Here is a 17,884-nt window from a genome sequence, read left to right on the forward strand (position 1 = left end):
CCGCCTTTGACCCGCCCAAAAATTTGATTGAGATCGATCTGCGCCAGAATACCGGTGTCATACCCATCCCGCCCCCCGCCGCGAAACCGGTCCACGGCGAACACGTCGTCTGCCAGCGTCCGCACGGCTAATCCCGTCACCAGCAGAAGCACTACCGAGACCGTCTTGATCATGTAACGTTTCGTATGCATGACTGCCTTCCCCTTTTGACCATCGACACTGTAATAACTTATGTGCGCAAAGCGCGAAACCCTTACTAGAGGATGATAAGGAGCGTACCTCTTCTGACGGGTATCTCGAGTCCCGTGGCCATGCCATCAGCCCATCCGTCCCGGCCTCCCCCGCTGAACCGCCCAAGAATGGCTTTTTGATTTAGTTGATCGATCTGCGCCAGAATATCGGCGTCGTACCCATCCCGCCCCCCGCCGCGAAACCGGTCCACGGCGAACGCATCGTCCGCTAGCGTCCGCACGGCTAATCCCGTCGCCAGCAGAAGCACTACTGAGACCGTCTTGATCATGTAACGTTTCGTATGCATCGCAGCTTCTTCAGTTGTTAGAATACTCGAGCGTTTCTGACTATTGATCATGATCTAGTACCCTTCCACGTCCATGACTTCCGCCTGCAAAGTGAATCCCGGACGACTTCTTTCATAGTGGCACGGGGAAGCAGGGGATTGCAATTTCGTCAATATATGATAATCTGCTATAGATATATGAAAAACGGCACGACATCTCACATCCCCGCGGCGATATTACAGGGTCTCCGGCAGACACTCGAGGGTGCGTTCACGTCCACTGTCGCACTGCATGTGGCCCCGAGTGAACAGACCACCGACCTGCTACGACCCGGTATCCACTGTCATCGGAATTGGGAACTCTTCATCCCGCTGCATGGCGCGCTGCAGTTCAAGGCCGTTGGCCACCCCGCGCTAACGATCGGAGCCGGGACCCTGCTGATTGTTCCGCCCGAGTGCCTGCACATGCAAACAGCGTCTTTGCCACAGGCGAAAAACCTGCGTCTGCTAAACATGTACATAGGGGCTTCCCATGAGAGCAGTAACGCTCTGCAACTGGGCCTCCGCGGTCCGCGTAACTGGCTGAGTTTCGCGCTGACCGCCGCGGAGACGGTGGCCTGGACGGTTCTGCTGAGCGAGCCGCCGGAATCCGTGATGGGCAAAGTGGCGCAAGCCCTGGGGCAGCGTAGCCGCTGGAGCCGCGAGCGAGCCGCGGGTCTGCTGCGGGTGTTAATCTCGGCGTATGCGGAGGTTGTCACGACTCCCCGTCACGGAGACCACGTGCCGGGGGAACGCCATGTCAATGCGGCCATCGCTTTCCTGCATACCCACTATTTCGAGCCCGATTTATCTCTCCGACAAGTCTCCTTGGCTGTGGGCCTGTCTTCTTCGCGTCTTTCCCACCTGTTTCGGCAAACGACGGGCCAGACACTCTCGCAGACGGTTGTGGATATCCGTCTCCGGCGGGCCCTGCAGATGCTCGCGCAGAGCGGCTACATCATCAAAGAAATCGCCGCACTGACCGGCTGGAGCAGCCAGCTTTATTTTTCAGCGGCGTTCCACAAACGTTACGGGACATCACCGAGCGCGTACCGAACCCAAGCCAGCACGAAGCGAACCCTCGCCCAAACGGGGGGGCTTTCGGAATGAGCCGATTAAAATCGGCAGAGAATAGAGACTGATATCCATCTGGTTCGCACTCTGGACACCAGTGAAAAAGCAGGGATCGGGTATGTCGATACTCTCACAAAGAATTACAGAAGGGTCTAGAGTTTCACGCTGGGTTGACCTTGCGTCGCCGTTCTAATTCTTCGACATCCACCTTGTCCTTGCCGCGACCGGTGGCGGATTTATTCCGGACCAGGTCCTCATACCCAATGAATGGCACATCAAGGTCATCTAGTCGCACGGTCTGTCGCCGAGTATAGGCATCATCGAATGTGACACCGGAAATTGCGTTCATCACATGGAGCTTCAGAGGTTCATGCCCAACCTCAACAATGCTCTTTGGAACAAGAAAAGTTCGGGCGTCAATATCGGATTTTGAGAAACCGAATTCGTAAAATGCGCCAGCGACAGCCTCCGCCGTTTGTGAATCCAAGGCAATGAATACATCAAGATCGCCCGTGTAACGGGGGTAGCCGTGAACAGCAACCGCATATCCACCAACCACCAGATAACGGACCTTATGCTCTGTGAGTAATACCAAGAAGTCGTGGAAGTCTTTGTGTAGCATAATCAGATCCCATAAAGCTGGCCCTCAAAAATTCAACAGCCTCAATTCGCCTTTGAGGTGATACACGAAGCCATTCGGCTCCATCTGTCCGCTCGGAGTCCAACTTCCGCACTCGCGGCTTCCCGCGTTCAAAAACAAACGCACTTTCAGCCATTCGTTTACGGTTAACATTCATTTATGTAGTATGTCACAATCAACTTTAACTAACCATAAAAAAAGCCCCCATATGAACCTGTGGATTCACACATTATCGCGTCTCTTCAACAATCGTCATGAATGGATCCCGCTTGCGATATTCCTCATGGCAGATACTCCCATATTCGCGGCTCACACCATCGCCCTCGAAATACATCCGGTCCAATTTCACTTCGATAAGGCCACCATTGTCGGGTTTTCAAAATGGATCGTCCGATGCACCAATTCTCATGAACTCATCTTCGAGGCCTCTTTCAGTCTTTGCATTCCATCGGGAAAACCTCTTGCATGATAGGGAACTCCAGCATCCGCTGCAACCGGGCGGATTCATATATCCCCATGATGATCTCGAGCCCTCTCAACGCCTCACTGGCATCAATACGGGTCGCCGAACCTGTCGTCATCGCGCGCTGGATATCCTCGTACGCGCGATGCACGTAAAGCGTGCCATCCTCGCTGTGGTGAAAATGCTCGTTGGTCGCGGGACTTACAACTCCCTCACTGCCCGTCATCTTCCGGAATACGCAGCCTTCACCGCTCATGGGGTCCAACCGCAATTCTGCAAACCCTCGTGTTCCATTCGCACGGAGAACGGGTAGTTTGCCGCAGGTCTTTTTGCCCACCTCGATGGTCATCCTGGTGCCATCGTCAAAGTGTAAACTAGACAGCATCTGGGTTTCGACTTTTGTCCCCTGGTAGTCCCCCACATCGGTCAAATCCGTGGCGCCAATAACCAGAACGGCCTTCCGCTCCGTGCCCAATGCGAAAAGGGCGGCATCCACCAGGTGTGGGCCGAAGTTGATGAAGGTATCGAACGGCTGGGCGATATCGATGCCTTCCAGTTCGCCAATTTCCTTATCCATTACCGCCTGACGCCACCACTCGAACGGCTTGCCATAGCGGCGCTGGTGATGAACAAACAACCGGCAACCGGTTTTGGCGGCTTCCGTCATCATCCGCCGGGCCGCGCCCAGTCCCATGGCCATCGGCTTCTCGATGACTACTCCCTTGGCGCCAGCTGCGACCGCCGCCAGAACCATTTCTTCACGGTAGGGCGGATAGGCACTGACAGTTACCAGGTCCGGTTTCTCCTGCGTCAGCATGGCGCGATAATCCGTATAGGAGGTACAGCCGGCGAACTCCACGGCAAAGTCAGCGACGTTCTGCTCAACACGATCGGCGGCCGCCACCAGTTTCAGCCCACTCACACGGCCAATCGCCCAGCCATGCGCATACCCGATTGAATGCGCCCCACCCTTGCCCGGCGCGCTTGATCCACATCCTATGATTGCACAACGTAATGTCATAATCCTATCCCTTTCACTCTTCACATCTCACGTTTCACTCTTCACGTCTCACTCCCCGGTCCAGTCAAAGGCCAGGGAGAAATTATTCTTCTGATCGTCACGCAACGCGGCGTAGGCCGAAGGCGCCTCCTTGAACGAAACCGGCTTCTTGATGAAGTCCCCCGCCCGTAAGGTGCCACGCCGGAAGGCCTCCACTGCCCGCTGCCGGTCCTCCACCCCTCGGTCCTTCGGCGCCAGGATAATGACCCCTTCGCCGGGAATGAACCCGAAGGGATCGATGGTTACCTTGTCCAGGTAGTTCGCCTGCATGACCAACCGGGCCCAGTCCTGATGATAGAAGACGATCGGCTCGACCTTGTAGTCCGCCCCATACGCCTGTGGTTTCTTGCGGATCAGCTGGTAGGCCATCATCGCTCCGGCTACAGAACCGGAGGACTCCACAACGATATCCGCTCCGCCATTGCAGAGCGTCTGGATCCGGGCCTCGGCATCCGGCTCACTTACATTGACAGTCGCGGCCACACCCCACGCCTTCGACCGCTCCAGCCGCGCGGGCTCACGGTCCGCTACAATCACGCGGCAGCCGGCCGCCTGCAGCCATGCGCCCGAGAATGCACCGATCAAGCCCTGCCCCAGCACCACCGCCGTCTCGCCCGCCTTAGGTGCCGCCGCCAGCACCCCGCGCAGACTGATGGCCGATATTTCCGCAACAATATAGTCCAAAGGGTTCGCGCCCGCCGGCAAGAGAACCGGACGGTCCTCACCCTGCGTGGTATAGACATGGTGGCTGGCCTGTCCGCCCCACATCGAAGCGACACCCGGTACCGGCCTCGGATTACGCCCGCTGATGAGGTCCCCCACGCGGAAGCCCTTCGCCTCCGGCCCCACGGCCACCACTTCGCCGACCACCGAATAGCCGGGGATCACGGGGTACTTCTCCTTCGCCCCGTAGAGCCCGCCCAACACACGCAGTTCCGTGCCCGACGACACCATCGTATAGTGCGTCCGCACCACGATGTCCGTAGGACCACAGGCGCCGAGTTCGTAGTCGCGCACTTCAACGTGATTGATTCCGATAAAAGTAATGGCTTTAATTTTCTGACTCATCATTTCCCCTTTCCTGCCGCTATCGTGATTTGATACACATTTCAGTTGTGAGGCCATATATACGACCGGCATATTGATAATGGAATGAACAAAAGCGGCTTTTCTTAATGAACAAATCAGAGATACCCTCTTCGGCTCCAGCCTGTTTATTTGCACTGGAATTACCAACATGCGCCGGGCAACGTTGCTTTATGCACTCCCACGCCTGCACGGAAATCATCTGGTACTGCGGGTGCGAGGGCTGGCTACCGCAAGGCACGGAGCGGCTGCGCTACCGGAACGGGGACATCGCCGTCTACCAGCCGGGCATGCTACATGGCGACGAATGCAATAAACGCGGCACCCAGGTCTGCCTGGGCGTGACGGGCAGCGGTGCAGAGGCGTTGCTACCCGGGGTCTGTCACGCAGACCCTGACACGCGCAAGTCCTGCGTACAACTGAGGAGGGAATTAGGCCGGCACGATGACGGACGACAGGATCGCTTGAATTTGCTGGGCGGGCTGCTCGTGTTGGAATTGAGGCGGCAACTTGCCACGCAGGCCGCCGCCGGCCCGCTTGAGCCGCCCCACGTGACGGCGGCGCGGCGGATCTTCGACACGCAGTTCGCCAAACCGCTTTCCATCGCAGGCGTGGCCGCGCAGCTCTCGATCAATCCGGATTACCTGCGGCAACTATTTATCAAACATACCGGGGAAACACCGATACACTATCTGATCCGGAAACGGATGGAACACGCATGCGACCTGCTGCGGCTCAACCAGGAAACGACTACCAAAATCGCCGCACGCGTCGGCATTGAGAACCCATATTATTTCAGCCGCCTGTTCCGTAACCGTTTCAGCCTCCCTCCCTCTCAGTACCGCGCCAAATATACGCAGAAACGTGCACCGTCATAAGAAGCCTCTGAGCAAGTCCCGTTCTGCCAGGCTGCAAATAATGTTTCAGGCGGCGGCATCGAGATGGCGATCCATTACCTGTTTCGGATGCCTACACGTGTGGAGTAGTGGGTCTCATAACGCTCCCGCTATCCCGCATTACAGGCCGCTTGTCGTGAGCTAGGGCTTACACTTTGGATTCAGAATGCGCTCGAAAGCGGCAGGCGAAATGATGCGCACAGAACCCAGGGTTCCCAGAACCAACAGGTCTTGATCACCGCTTACGATATAATCAGCCCTGCCGGCCCGGGCCGTTTGGAGGTACGGCTCGTCATCGGGGTCCCTGCAGATTCCCGACGCTGGATAATCGCTAATGTTGACAATATCGGCAATCTGTTCCAGCAGAATGACAAACTCTTCCTTGTCGTCTTTGCCCATTTTCAGGTAGCGCTGGAGACGCGGGTAGGCCAGAACAGCCCGAAGTTCGGCGAGCAATGAATGCGAGGTCACCAAACGCACTGCCATTTCATCAACAACTGACCGGACAATCAATCCTGGCGTCGAATCCGTTCGAATCAAAGCACTGATGATGACATTCGTGTCCAAAACAATACGTAGCGCAGGCATGAAATCACCTCACACGCTTCGCGGCCCGGGTTTCGCGGCGGGCCTCATTGGCCAACGCCATGGCTTCTGCGTCCGTCTTTACGGCGTTCGGCCGGCTCAACCAATCGCCCAGCCGCAAGTGAGCCGCGCGCCGGATTGACTCCGCCTTTTCGACCGGCATCAGCACCGCCATTGGTTTGCCCTTGCGTTCGACCAGATACTCGTCGCCGCGAAGGGCAACCCGGTTAAGGATATCGCCAACGTGCTTCCGTACGTCCATCGTGGTAACAGTGATCATAACTCCCCTCCTCCTTTAACTAGTACAACTATGATAGATGCTGCAGTTGCAAGGTCAAGGCATTTTGCGATAGATGGTCGCGAAGATAGACGCTCACCTCGTCGTGGGTTCGGGCAAAATCACCGGAGAGTTGCCAGCCGGGAGGTGTGAAGCGGGGGCGTCAGCGCACCGTCTTTCTTAACCATTCAGAATCCCGAATTGCTTTTTCCACGTCCGCGGCGGACAAACGCATAACTGATCGGGGCGAACAAATGCACATATTTTCGGCAGACGATTTTTGGAGCAGATGATTGGATTCGTATGGCGACACCCTACGGTCTGTATGGCGGTATCGAGCGGCCGAAGTGGCTGATAGAAAACACTGGTCTCTTTAAGCATCTTGATCCCTTTATGACTGAACTCGAACTCCTGTAAACCTGAATCACCACGCCTTTTCTTCACTTTCTATTTTTGCAAAACTAAGCCACCTACTCTATTTTCAGAACGAACGGGAGACCCGATAGCGTGACGCGGTTGACATAGGGTGTGAATTTCGCATCGGTCGTGCCCATGATGACCTTATACTGCACCCAGGTGTCGCCGTTATGGGCCGGACAGGTTTGTACCCCGCTCACTTCGTAACAGGCTCCACTGGTGCCGTCAGGACCAATAAAGGGTTTTGCGCCCAGTTCGCCCGATGTCCTGGCCGTTCGCAACTGGAATTTCACGCTCGTCCCGGTCGGCGTTAAGGCATCCCAGGCCAGCGTAACATGACCCATGAACATCTTGATGGGCTTGGATACAAGACTCCCGCTGCTGACCGCAGCAGAGACATAGACCGCATTCCCGCTGCCCACACCCCCCACGTACAGCCTGCCGTGATACGGCAGGGCAACGGGATGCTGAACCTGCGCCGTCCCTGTGGCGGGAATATGCTGGGCGCAGGCCGTCCAGCTCTGGCCGCCGGCACTGCCATACAATTGGAGGTCCGTGCCTGACCACTTCAGCGCATACAGCCGGCTGTCATAAGCCACGACATCGGCAATATAGGCGTTGGTGAAACACGTTACGCTGGTGAAGGTCGCCAGGTCGGAGGTGTAAAGCATCCCTTCCGACGAGGAAGAGCCCGGCATGCAGGCAATATACAGTTTATTGGAAAACTCCTCATGACCGGTCACGTAACACGAATAATTCGCATTGCGGGCAAGCCAGCCGGCTCCATTGTTCACAGAGCCCCCCCCATACGCAAACACAGCCAGCTTAGTGTTAAAGCCAAGTATTTTCACAAACGCGAAGTCGTTGATGACCCCGGTGTCTGTCCAGGTATCGCCATCATTGCTGGATTGATATAAAAACAATCCATTCGCAACGGTGCCATTGGAAGAGTAGGTAATGGCCAGATAGAGTTTGTTCTGGAAATAGCCCATGGATAAGCCGTGCACGTCTCCGGGCACGGTCAGTTTCCGTGTCCAATTCGTGCCATTATAAAGGTAGATGGCTCCCAGATCCCAACCGCCGTCGGCCCGGTCGGGACCATAGATGTAGAGTTTGTCATTCCACACGTACATATCCTGTATGCCTTGCTCATAGAAGCCCTGGGCATACGAATAGAGTTGGCTCACCGTATTGGACTGATAGTCGTAACTATGGACATAAGCATCGCTGGTTCCGTTCACTGAAGTGCAATCGGAAAGGATGAGCCTGTCCCTGTAAACGACCATGTCGTAAATATTCTTGGTGACGCTGAAGGCCGGAACCATGTTGGACGGATCGCTCTTCAGGAAAAGCTGTCCCGGACTGTTGGTCATATCAATATTAGACTGGCTTTCCGTGTTCGTTTGAGACCAGCCGGTTTCGGTGAAGACCAGGCTCAAGGAGTTGGAATACACCGCGCTCAGACGGTAAAACATGTTGGAAGCGCCGGAAGCCGCGTTGGTGAGGGACATCAAGCCCTGCCCGGTCATGTTGGTGTACGGCGGCACATTGGACCAAGTGACCGGCATCAGCGATGGCGTCCGCTGCAGGCTATACGCCACGCCATTGGTGGCATCCCAGGAAACCACCAAGCCGCTGCCCGCGCCCGCGCTGGCAGGGTTCCCGAGCCAAACCGCGGCCATCATGAGCACGAAACCAAGTGAACGAATAAAACGGTCATTCATCAGGGGGTATTCCGAAGGGTAATGCCGCTGACATAAGGCGTAAATTTCGGGTCGGTGGATGTCATGTAGACCTTGTACTGCACCCAGGTGTCGCCGTTATGCACGGAATGGAGGGCCGTGCCGCTCGTCTGGTAATAGGTTCCGCTGGTGCCGTCGGGGCCGATAAAGGGTTTGGCGCTCAAGGCCCCGGAGGTCTTGGCCGTCCGTAGCTGAAAACGCACCGTCGTCCCGGCCGGCGTGACACTATCCCAGGTCATGGCTGCATTTTGCATCAACATGTTCATGGAGCTGGATACGAGGTTGCCACTGCTCGCCGCCGCCGAAACGTAAACACTGTTTCCACTGCCCACGCCGCCGACGTACAGTCGGCCATGATATTGCTCCATGACGGGATGCTGGAACTGCGCAGCACATGTCCAAGGTATGGTTTGGGCATACCCGGTCCAATTCGAGCCATCTGAACTGACATTCAAAGTCCCAGCCAGCGCATACAACCGGCCGTCATAGGCTTCCAACGCTACCGCGCCCATCATGTTCGTGTTCGTGGTAAAAGCCGCCAAGTCTGGCGTAGAATACAGCCCGCCACCGAACGAGAAATACAGTTTGCCGCCAAACTCCACGTGGTCCATCAATGCGGCGCAGAAATTCGTAAAAATATTATAATTCCCGCTACCCATCACATGCAGACCATCATTCATGAATAACGCCAGCTTGTCGGCATAGGTGATAAATTTTTCCTGATAACTCTGAAGTGTCCCCGCGGGTACTGTTGATATCCCCGCCTGATCCCATGACAATCCGTCATTCTGAGAACTCACCACTTTCATCGCGGTCACTTGGCTTCCATCTGGAGAGTAAGCTATGCAGAGGTAGAGCGTATCGTGGTAGTTAGCCATAGTGATACCGTGCACGTCGCCCCCTACGGTCAGTCTTCTGGTCCATGCCGCGCCATTATAGATGTAGATGGCGCCCAAATCCCAGCCACCATCGTCCCTGTCAGGGCCGTAGGTGTACAGCTTGTTGTTCCACACATACATATCGTGAATGCCTTGCTCCTTGAAACCCTGGGCATACGAATAGATCTGGGACACCGTATTGGAGCGGTAGTCGTAGCTATGCACATAGGCATCGCTGGCTTTCAAGAGAGAACTGCAATCGGAAAGGATGAGTTTATCCCTGTAAACGACCATATCGTAAATATTCTGGGTCACGGTAAAGGCGGCAACCATATTGGACGGGTAGTTTTTCAAGAAGAGTTGGCCTGGACTGTTGACCGTGTCTATATTGGCCTGGCTTTCAAAATTACCCTGCGACCAGTCGGCCTCGGTGAACTGGGTTAAGGCGCCGGCATAGTTCGCGCCTAAACGGTAGAACATGCTGGGAGCATTAGTCGGCGCGTCGAGGATGACCTGCAACAGACCCATACCGGCCACACTGACCTCGGGCACCACATTGGACCAGGCTGCCGGCATCAGGGTCGGCGTCTGCTGCAGGGTGTACGTCCACTGATTGGTAGCCACCCAGGCTAGCGCAACCTGTCCCGTGCCGGCGCCCGTGCCGGCGCCCACCGAAGACCCCACGAGGCCAAAGCCGGCTGAATCCGGGTAGACATACTTGAAGAGGGCTTGGATGGTGTGGCTGCTGGTGACGGCGTGGAAGGTATACCGGTTCGTGGCGCCCATGCTCACGCCATCCACCTTCACGTCTTCAATCACAATGCCCGCATAGGGCGGAGCAGAGAGGACGAACGTCTGGTCATTCGAGACCAGGACCCCGATACGGCCGGCCGGGGAGATGATTGCTCCCCCCACCCCGTCCGCGGCATCGATGGGCGCATAGGGCGACTCATAGGCGCCCATGTCCACGACCGACGCCTGGATGCGGGGATTGCCATCCCGGTCGGCCGTGTCCGTCACCGAGGCGTTCTCGCCGGCATTGACGCAGTACGAACTGTTGGTCAGCCGTAGATTCCCAAGGGCGTAATTGACAAATCCAGGGGCGTTCGTGATGTTCCCCACGCCTCCCGGATCGGGGGTTGTGCAACTGTACCGAACCGCCCCCCCGCCCGCGATGTTCAGATCGGTCGGGGTTGAATTGTAATAGATGATCGAGTTGATGGCCGTCGCGCTCCAGATCCCGCCGCCATCTTGCGAGGACTGGTTGCCACTAACCGTACAGTTTCTCAGCATCCCCAGATAGGCCCCGCCGCCATACACGCTGGCCGCGTTACCCATGATCGCGCAACTGCTCAGCGTGCTCGCAGCGGTTCCGCCGCCATACATGGCCGAGTTGCCACTGAGCGTGCAGTTGTTCAACGTGCCGTAGCGAACCCCGCCGCCGTAGGAAAAAGCCGAGTTGCCGCTGATCGTGCAGTTCAGGAGTGTGGCCGCGCCCATGACGAAAGCGCCCCCGCCATCGCCATCCCCCGCAGCATTCAAGGTGAAGCCGTTGGTCAGCGTGAAGCCCGAAAGCACGGCGCCACTGCCCAGGCTTGCGCAACGGACCGCGTTGGATCCCTGCGGCCCCAGCCCCTTGATCAGGGTGACCGCAGAACCGTTCACGCTCTCCACGATGATCGCGTTCGTGACGACAATCCGGCTGACGATGGTCTGCCCCGCCGCCTTGCGCCCACCCGCGGCATAGACGCCGTTGGTCACCAGCACCCGCGCACCCACGACTCCCGCCGCGCCACAGGCGTCAACCGCATCCTGAATGTTCGTGGCCGCCGTCCCCCACGAGGAATACGGATAAGCCGCGCCGACATTGCCTGTTTTCACATAGAACAGCGGTTGCGCCACCACATGCACCATGACCGTCGCCGCGATCCCATCCGGATATGTCCCGTTCCACGCCGTCAACACCACCGCGTAGTCGCCCGGTGTTGACCAGGCATGGGTCACATACAGGCTATTCGTGGCGCCCGTGCCGTCGCCAAAATCCCACACGCTCACCCCGACCTGTCCATCCAGGGCCGCCATCATCCCCACCGCATAGCCCGCCGCCACGTTCGTCACCTGCGCCATGATCGCCACCGATAGCATGCCTGTCACGACCCCAACCGCCACCTGGTCGCACCCCATGCATGGGGGATTGAGCCAGGCCTCCCCGTCAATATCCACTCCCGAACAGGCGGCATAGCTGCCCATGCCGATACAGGGCGAGTCCGTGGCCAGATGGGCGAGACTGACCAGCAACGGCTCGACGGTGATGTTCGCCGTGCCGCCGGGATCGGGGGTCGTGCAACTAAAGGAGCAGGTTCCGCCCGATACATTTATGTCACCCATGGCTGTATTGTAGTAGATGATCGAGTTCACCACTGCGCTGGTGTACGCCCCGCCACCGTAGGAAGAAGCTGAGTTGCCGATGAGCGTGCTGTTGATCACCGTGCCGCCGCTCGCCCCGCCGCCACTCGAATAGGCCGTGTTGCCGTTGACCGCGCAGTTGTTCAGGGTGCAACTGCTCGCCCCACCGCCATCCAAAAACGATCTGTTGCCGCTGAGCGTGCAGTTGATCGACGTGCCGGAGTACGCTCCGCCCCCATTTTTATAGGCCGTATTACCACTGAGCGTGCAGTTGATCAGCGTGCCGGAGCACGCGCCGCCGCCATTGCCGCCGGCCGAGTTGCCGCAGAGGATGCAGTTCGTCAGGGTTGCGTTAACGGCATAGGCTCCCCCGCCGCAACTGAGAGGATCGGCCGGATCTGAATAATACTCCCGGGTAAACCCGTTGGTCAAAGTGAAGCCCGATAGCACGGCGCCATTGCCCAGGTACGCGCAACGCACCGCGCTGAATCCAAACGGGCCATGCCCACGGATAATGGTGACGGCAGGCCCGTTCACGCTTTTTACCGTGATGTCGCTCAGCACCACAAGCAGGTTGGTCCAGGACAAGGTGGTATTACCTGACATCACTTTGCGCCCGCCGGTGGCATACACGCCGTTGGTCACCAGCACCATGCCGTTAGGAAGCCCGGCGCTACACGCGTCAACCGCATCCTGAATGTTCGTGGCGGCTGTCGCCCACGTGAGATAAGGATAAACCGCGCCGGCATTAACGGCGTTCACATAGAACACCGGTTGCGTGACCACATGGACCAGGGCCGTCGCCGCGATCCCTGCCGGATAGGACGCATTCCACGCCGTCAACACCACCGTGTAGTCTCCGGTCGCGGTCCAGACATGGGTGACACCCGGCGAGTTCGTGGCGCCCGTGCCATCGCCAAAATCCCACACACTGCGTTCGACCGACCCCTGGATGTCGGCCACCAAGCGCAGCGCATAGCCCACCACATTCGTCGCCGGTGCGATGATCGCCATCGACAACACGCCGGCGAGGCTCCCGCCTGACACCTGGTCGCACCCCATGCACGGGGGATTGAGCCACGCCTCCCCGTCAATATCCACCCCAACGCAGGCGGCATAGTTGCCCTTGCCGATACAGGGCGAGTTCGTGGCCAGATGCGACGCGCTCGCCAGCAACGGCACGGCGGTGATGTTCGATGAGCCGCCCGGATCAGGAGTCGTGCAACTATAGGCACAGGTTCCACCCGACACGTTCGCCAAAGTCTTAGCCGTGTTATAGTACACGATCGAGTTGCTCAGCGCACAGCCCTCTGCCCCGCCGCCCGATAGTAAGGCCCAGTTGCCGCTGAGCGTGCAGTTGTTCAGGATGCAACTGTTCGCACCACCGCCCTGACCGATCATTGCCGAGTTGCCGCTGAGCGTGCAGTTATTCAGCGTGCCGCCGTGCGCTCCGCCGCCCGAACCGATAAGTGCCGAGTTGCCGATGAGCGCGCAATTGTTCAGCGTACTGTAAGCCGCCCCGCCGCCACTCCCATTCCCCGCGCCAGGGAGGTTCGAGCAGTTCGCCGAGTTGCCACGGAGTGTGCAATTATTCAGCGTGCCGCCGGCCGCCCCGCCGCCACTCCCATTCGCCGAGTTGCCGCTGATCGTGCAGTTGTTCAATGTACAGAGGCTTGTCCCGCCGCCATCGCCATACCCAGTGAGTACATAAGACGTCGAGTTGCCGCTGACCGTGCAGTTGTTCAGCGTACACTGATACGCCCCGCCACCCTGATAAGCCAAGTTGCCGTTGATCGTGCAGTTATTCACCGTGCCTCCGCACACCCCACTGCCACCCGCCACCCCGCCGCCGATGAAATCCGAGTCGGTGCCGCCATTATTGCCGCTAATCGTGCAGTTCGTGAGGGTTGCGCCATAAAGATAAGCCCCCGCACCCCCGGAAACGCCAGAGCCCCCCCCGCCAAATCCATTGGTCAGCGTGAAACCCGACAGCACGGCGCCTCCGCTCAGGTACGCGCAGCGCACCGCGCTGGCTCCCAGCGGGCCTTGCCCACGGATAATCGTGACGGCGGGGCCGTTCACGCTTATTACCGTGATGCAGTCCGTAACTACAAGCCGATTGGTCCCGGCATTGGACACGGCGCGTCCGCCCGTGGCATACACGCCGTTGGTCACCAACACCATGCCGCCAGGAATCTCGGTGCAACACGCATCAACCGCAGCCTGAATGTTCGTGGCGGCCGTCGCCCATGTGAGATACGGATAAACCGCGCCGGCATTGCCTGCATTCACGTAGAACACGGGTTGCGTGACCACATGGACCAGGGTCGTCGTCGCGAGCCCAGCCGGATACGTCCCGTTCCACGCTGTCAAGACCACCGCATACGTTCCGGTCGCGGTCCAGGCATGAGTCATAATCTGGGAATTCGTGGCACCCGAACCATCGCCGAAATCCCACACACTGCGCTCGGCCGGCCCCTGGATGTCCGCCGTCAGACGCAGCGCATAACCCACCGTCACGTTCGTCGCCTGCGCCACAATCGCCACCGACAACGCGCCGGAGATGCCGCCGGGCGTTACCTGATCGCACCCGATGCTCGGGGGATTGAGCCAGGCCTCCCCGTCAATATCCACTCCCGAACAGGCGGCATAGTTGCCCTTGCCGATACAGGGCGAGTTCGTGGCCAAATGCGACATGCTCGCCAGTATCGGCTCGTTCGTGATGTTATTCACCCCAAATGCGGCAATAGGGTTGCAGCAATAATTGAGGGTGGAGCCTCCGTTTCCTCCAACATTATAATAGATGATCGAGTTGTTTATTGTGCCCCCGGACGTCCCGCCGCCAGAGTTGCCGATGATCGTGCAGTTATTAACCGTCCCTGGACTCGTCCCACCGGCGTACCCGGTGCCAGAGTTACCGTAGATCGCGCAGTTATTCAGATTGCCGCCGTACGCCCCGCCGCCAGAACCTGTCGCCGAGTTGCCGTTGAGCGTGCAGTTTTTCAGCGTGCTACTGTGCGCTCCGCCGCCATTGCCGCTGGCCGAGTTACCGCTAACCGTGCAGTTGTTCAGCGTGCCGTAGGTCGTTCCGCCGCCGGAATTCGCCGAGCACCCGCTGATAATACAGTTCGTGAGGGTTGCTACATTACCCCAAGCACAGGCCCCCCCGCCGTAGGTGTCTAGACCAACATTCACAGTTGAATTCGTCCGGGTAAAGCCGTTAGTCAGCGTGAAGCCCGATAAGACGGCGCCTCCGCCCAGGAACGCGCAGCGCACCGCGCTGGCGCCCATTGGACCCTGCCCCCGGATGATCGTAACAGCGGGCCCGTTGACGCTACGCACCGTGACGGCGTTCGTGATCACAAGCCGGTTGGTCACGGTCCCCCCAGGCGTGATACGCCCGCCTGTGGCATACACGCCGTTGGTCACCAGCACCATGCCGCCCGGAATGGCTTCCGCGGCACAGGCGTCAACGGCAACCTGAATGTTCGTGGCGGCCGTTCCCCATGACGTATAAGGATATACAGGGACGGTATTGGCAAGGTTGACGTAGTACACCGGCGGGGCCACCACCTGAACCACCGCCGTCGCCACGATCCCGCCCGGATAGGAATCGTTCCACGCCGTCAAGACCACCGTATACGTTCCGATCGCGCTCCAGGCATGGGTCATATACGGGGAATTCGTGGTGCCCGAGCCGTCGCCAAAATCCCACACGCTGCGCCAGACCCGGCCCCCAATGTCAGCCGCCAGGGTTGAGGTATAGCCCAAAATGTTCGTCGAAGGCGCAACAATCGCCACTGACAACGCGCCGGTCACGGCCCCGGCCACCACCTGGTCGCACCCGATGCTCGGGGGATTGAGCCAGGCCTCCCCGTCAATATCCACCCCAACGCAGATGGCATAACTGCCCTTACCGATACAAGGCGAGTTCGTGGCCAGATGCGACATGCTCACCAGCATCGGCTCGACGGTGATATTCGACGTTCCGCCCGGATCGGGTGTCGTGCAACTATAATAATAGACGGAATATGGCGGAGCAATCGCGAAATTCGGGTTAGACGGCGCCGTATTGTAGTACACGATCGAATTTGACACACTGCTATAGAACGTCCCTCCGTCACTATAAGTCGCCGTGTTACGGATGACCGTGCAGTTGTTTATTGTGCCACTGTCCGTCCCGCCGCCCGTCATATAGGCCGTATTGCCGTTGACCGCACAGTTGTTCAGTGTGCAACTGCACGCCCCGCCGCCACTGTAATTCGCCGAGTTGCCGCTGAGCGTGCAGTTGTTCAGCGTGCTGACGCCCGCCCCGCCGCCATAACCACCACTCGGCCCTGTGCCGCTGGCCGAATTGCCGCGGAGCGTGCAGTTGTTAAGTTTGCAACTTGCCGCCCCGCCGTAACTAACGGCCGAGTTACCGGAAAGCATGCAGTTGTTCAGCGTACCGCCGCACGCCCCGCCGCCCATACCGGCCGAGTTACCGGAAAGAATACAGTTACTCGCCACGCCCGAAGTAAGACACAGTATCCCGCCTCCGCCGGAGTCGCCGCTCGCCTGTGTATAGCCGTTGGTTACCGTGAAACCGGAAAACACCGCGTTGGTTCCCACATAAACGCAGCGCACCGCGCCATTCCCAAGCGGGCCAGCGCCCTTGATGATCGTTACGCCCGGCCCGTTCACGCTTTGCACGGTCACCGCATTCGTGATGGCCACGCGATTGGTCGTCCCCCCGGAAACCACTCTGCCGCCCGTGGCATACACGCCATTGGACACCAGGATGAGATTGCCGGAAGCAGCCGCATCAACCGCATCCTGAATGTTGGTGGCGGCCGTTCCCCATGAAATATAGGGCGGGACTGGCCCCGGACTGGTGAGAGACACATAGTTCGTCACCGCCGCAACCGCGCCGGTAGCCCCACCCAGCAGGCCAATTAACACCGTAAGTTTCATCGCACACTTCATAGAGAGCCCTTTCCTTCACACGTTATTTGAAACCCATGACACGGAAGAACGCCGAGCCGCCCGATAGCGGACTGGTATTCGTTATCGTCGTGCCATTTCCGGGCGTGGCAGCGCCGACCATCGTCCAATTTCCCGTCAGCGCAGTCGTGCGCAGAACCCGATTCGTGTATCCGACCGCACCTTGCCAGCCGACTTTGACCTGGCCATTCTGAACGGTAAGGGACCTGACCAGCGGCGGTTGGGTAGGCAAATGGGCAGCCAGGCGCGCGAGAAACGCGGCTTCGTACTGGATATTCATGGTCCCATCGAGCCGCGCCGTTGGCGCGCCGGGATCGATGACGCAAATCACAGGCAGATAGACGGTTACTATGTTGGTCGGGATGTACACGTTCCATTCTGTTGAGTCGTCAATCGGGCAGAACCAACAGATAAAGTTATCGTCGATGATCTGTCGCACGGAAGCGACCTCGCAGACGGTGTACCGCATGTATTCGCAATTCGGACAGGTCGTGCGACCGGCCAGCAGCAGGATCAGTTTGCCTGAGTTCAGTGCAAGTTGTACCGCGGTCGCGCGCGAAGTGCACCAATTGATCGGGGCACTGGACTCGGCACCAGGATTCGCGGCGACGGACTCGACACAATTCGACGCGCAACCATCGATCTGAGCGACGCTGATTGCACAATTTGTGGATGCACAATCGCTTTCCCCACCGATATTGATTACGGAGCAGGTGGCATCGCCGCACAGGTCGATGCAGGGGGAATTCGAGGTCAGACACGACACACAAGGGCCGGAATCCAGGTTAACCGTGCAATTTGGAGCCACACAGTTGGATGTG

12 protein-coding genes are annotated in these 17,884 nt (G+C 58.3%); 2 read left to right on the top strand and 10 right to left on the bottom strand.

All coding sequences use genetic code 11. The features are described 5' to 3' along the window. Both WCS52_18885 and WCS52_18890 read right to left on the bottom strand, forming a co-directional pair. A partial coding sequence (locus WCS52_18885; GenBank protein ID MEI6169254.1) for a hypothetical protein occupies window positions 1-191 on the bottom strand: 191 nt, incomplete at its 3' end. A 65-nt stretch (window positions 192-256) separates the two neighbouring features. Further along, window positions 257-538: a hypothetical protein gene (locus WCS52_18890; GenBank protein ID MEI6169255.1), complete on the bottom strand. Its 282-nt coding sequence runs from the start codon at window positions 536-538 to the stop codon at window positions 257-259. A 177-nt stretch (window positions 539-715) separates the two neighbouring features. Here WCS52_18890 and WCS52_18895 point away from each other — a divergent pair, with 177 nt between their 5' ends. Continuing rightward, window positions 716-1,666 (top strand): AraC family transcriptional regulator, encoded by a 951-nt coding sequence (locus tag WCS52_18895; protein ID MEI6169256.1) that lies wholly within the window; start codon window positions 716-718, stop codon window positions 1,664-1,666. 124 nt (window positions 1,667-1,790) lie between these two features. Here the strand turns inward: WCS52_18895 and WCS52_18900 are convergent, their stop codons facing one another. From WCS52_18900 to WCS52_18910, 3 genes are all read right to left on the bottom strand, one after another. Continuing rightward, entirely contained in the window at window positions 1,791-2,252 is a 462-nt protein-coding gene (locus WCS52_18900) for a nucleotidyltransferase (protein ID MEI6169257.1), read from the bottom strand. Between the two features lie 449 nt (window positions 2,253-2,701). Beyond that, the gene (locus WCS52_18905) at window positions 2,702-3,754 is read right to left on the bottom strand and encodes a Gfo/Idh/MocA family oxidoreductase (protein ID MEI6169258.1); all 1,053 of its coding nucleotides are present in this window, start codon (window positions 3,752-3,754) and stop codon (window positions 2,702-2,704) included. 48 nt (window positions 3,755-3,802) lie between these two features. Next, complete coding sequence (locus tag WCS52_18910) at window positions 3,803-4,864, bottom strand: zinc-binding dehydrogenase (protein ID MEI6169259.1); 1,062 nt, start codon at window positions 4,862-4,864, stop codon at window positions 3,803-3,805. A 188-nt stretch (window positions 4,865-5,052) separates the two neighbouring features. Between WCS52_18910 and WCS52_18915 the strand changes: the two genes are divergently transcribed. After that, on the top strand, window positions 5,053-5,757 hold the full coding sequence (locus WCS52_18915) for an AraC family transcriptional regulator (GenBank protein ID MEI6169260.1): 705 nt from the start codon (window positions 5,053-5,055) through the stop codon (window positions 5,755-5,757). Window positions 5,758-5,916: 159 nt separating this feature from the next. On the opposite strand, the gene WCS52_18920 is transcribed toward WCS52_18915, so the two are convergent. The 5 genes from WCS52_18920 to WCS52_18940 form a co-directional block, all read right to left on the bottom strand. Further along, window positions 5,917-6,363 carry a putative toxin-antitoxin system toxin component, PIN family gene (locus WCS52_18920; GenBank protein ID MEI6169261.1) on the bottom strand — a complete coding sequence of 149 codons (447 nt, stop codon included), beginning with the start codon at window positions 6,361-6,363 and terminating at the stop codon, window positions 5,917-5,919. 4 nt (window positions 6,364-6,367) lie between these two features. Continuing rightward, window positions 6,368-6,640, bottom strand: a complete 273-nt coding sequence (locus WCS52_18925; protein ID MEI6169262.1) for a type II toxin-antitoxin system prevent-host-death family antitoxin — start codon at window positions 6,638-6,640, stop codon at window positions 6,368-6,370. A gap of 467 nt (window positions 6,641-7,107) precedes the next feature. Then, a complete protein-coding gene (locus WCS52_18930) occupies window positions 7,108-8,778 on the bottom strand; it encodes a hypothetical protein (protein ID MEI6169263.1) in 1,671 nt (556 codons plus the stop codon). Further along, window positions 8,778-17,045, bottom strand: coding sequence for a PKD domain-containing protein (locus WCS52_18935; protein MEI6169264.1), 8,268 nt, complete (start codon window positions 17,043-17,045; stop codon window positions 8,778-8,780). Before WCS52_18935 ends, WCS52_18930 begins: the two co-directional genes overlap by 1 nt. Before the next feature lie 22 nt (window positions 17,046-17,067). Next, the coding region (locus WCS52_18940) for a thioredoxin family protein (protein ID MEI6169265.1) at window positions 17,068-17,884 on the bottom strand (817 nt) is incomplete at its 5' end.

This window comes from bacterium (assembly GCA_037128595.1).
Lineage (GTDB): Bacteria > Verrucomicrobiota > Kiritimatiellia > CAIKKV01 > CAITUY01 > JAABPW01.

Bases quoted from the DNA above. Each gene is read 5' to 3' on its own strand.
- WCS52_18890 (MEI6169255.1), bottom strand. From the start codon at position 538: ATGCATACGAAACGTTACATGATCAAGACGGTCTCAGTAGTGCTTCTG.
- WCS52_18895 (MEI6169256.1), top strand. From the start codon at position 716: ATGAAAAACGGCACGACATCTCACATCCCCGCGGCGATATTACAGGGT.
- WCS52_18900 (MEI6169257.1), bottom strand. From the start codon at position 2,252: ATGCTACACAAAGACTTCCACGACTTCTTGGTATTACTCACAGAGCAT.
- WCS52_18905 (MEI6169258.1), bottom strand. From the start codon at position 3,754: ATGACATTACGTTGTGCAATCATAGGATGTGGATCAAGCGCGCCGGGC.
- WCS52_18910 (MEI6169259.1), bottom strand. From the start codon at position 4,864: ATGATGAGTCAGAAAATTAAAGCCATTACTTTTATCGGAATCAATCAC.
- WCS52_18915 (MEI6169260.1), top strand. From the start codon at position 5,053: ATGCACTCCCACGCCTGCACGGAAATCATCTGGTACTGCGGGTGCGAG.
- WCS52_18920 (MEI6169261.1), bottom strand. From the start codon at position 6,363: ATGCCTGCGCTACGTATTGTTTTGGACACGAATGTCATCATCAGTGCT.
- WCS52_18925 (MEI6169262.1), bottom strand. From the start codon at position 6,640: ATGATCACTGTTACCACGATGGACGTACGGAAGCACGTTGGCGATATC.
- WCS52_18930 (MEI6169263.1), bottom strand. From the start codon at position 8,778: ATGAATGACCGTTTTATTCGTTCACTTGGTTTCGTGCTCATGATGGCC.
- WCS52_18935 (MEI6169264.1), bottom strand. From the start codon at position 17,045: ATGAAGTGTGCGATGAAACTTACGGTGTTAATTGGCCTGCTGGGTGGG.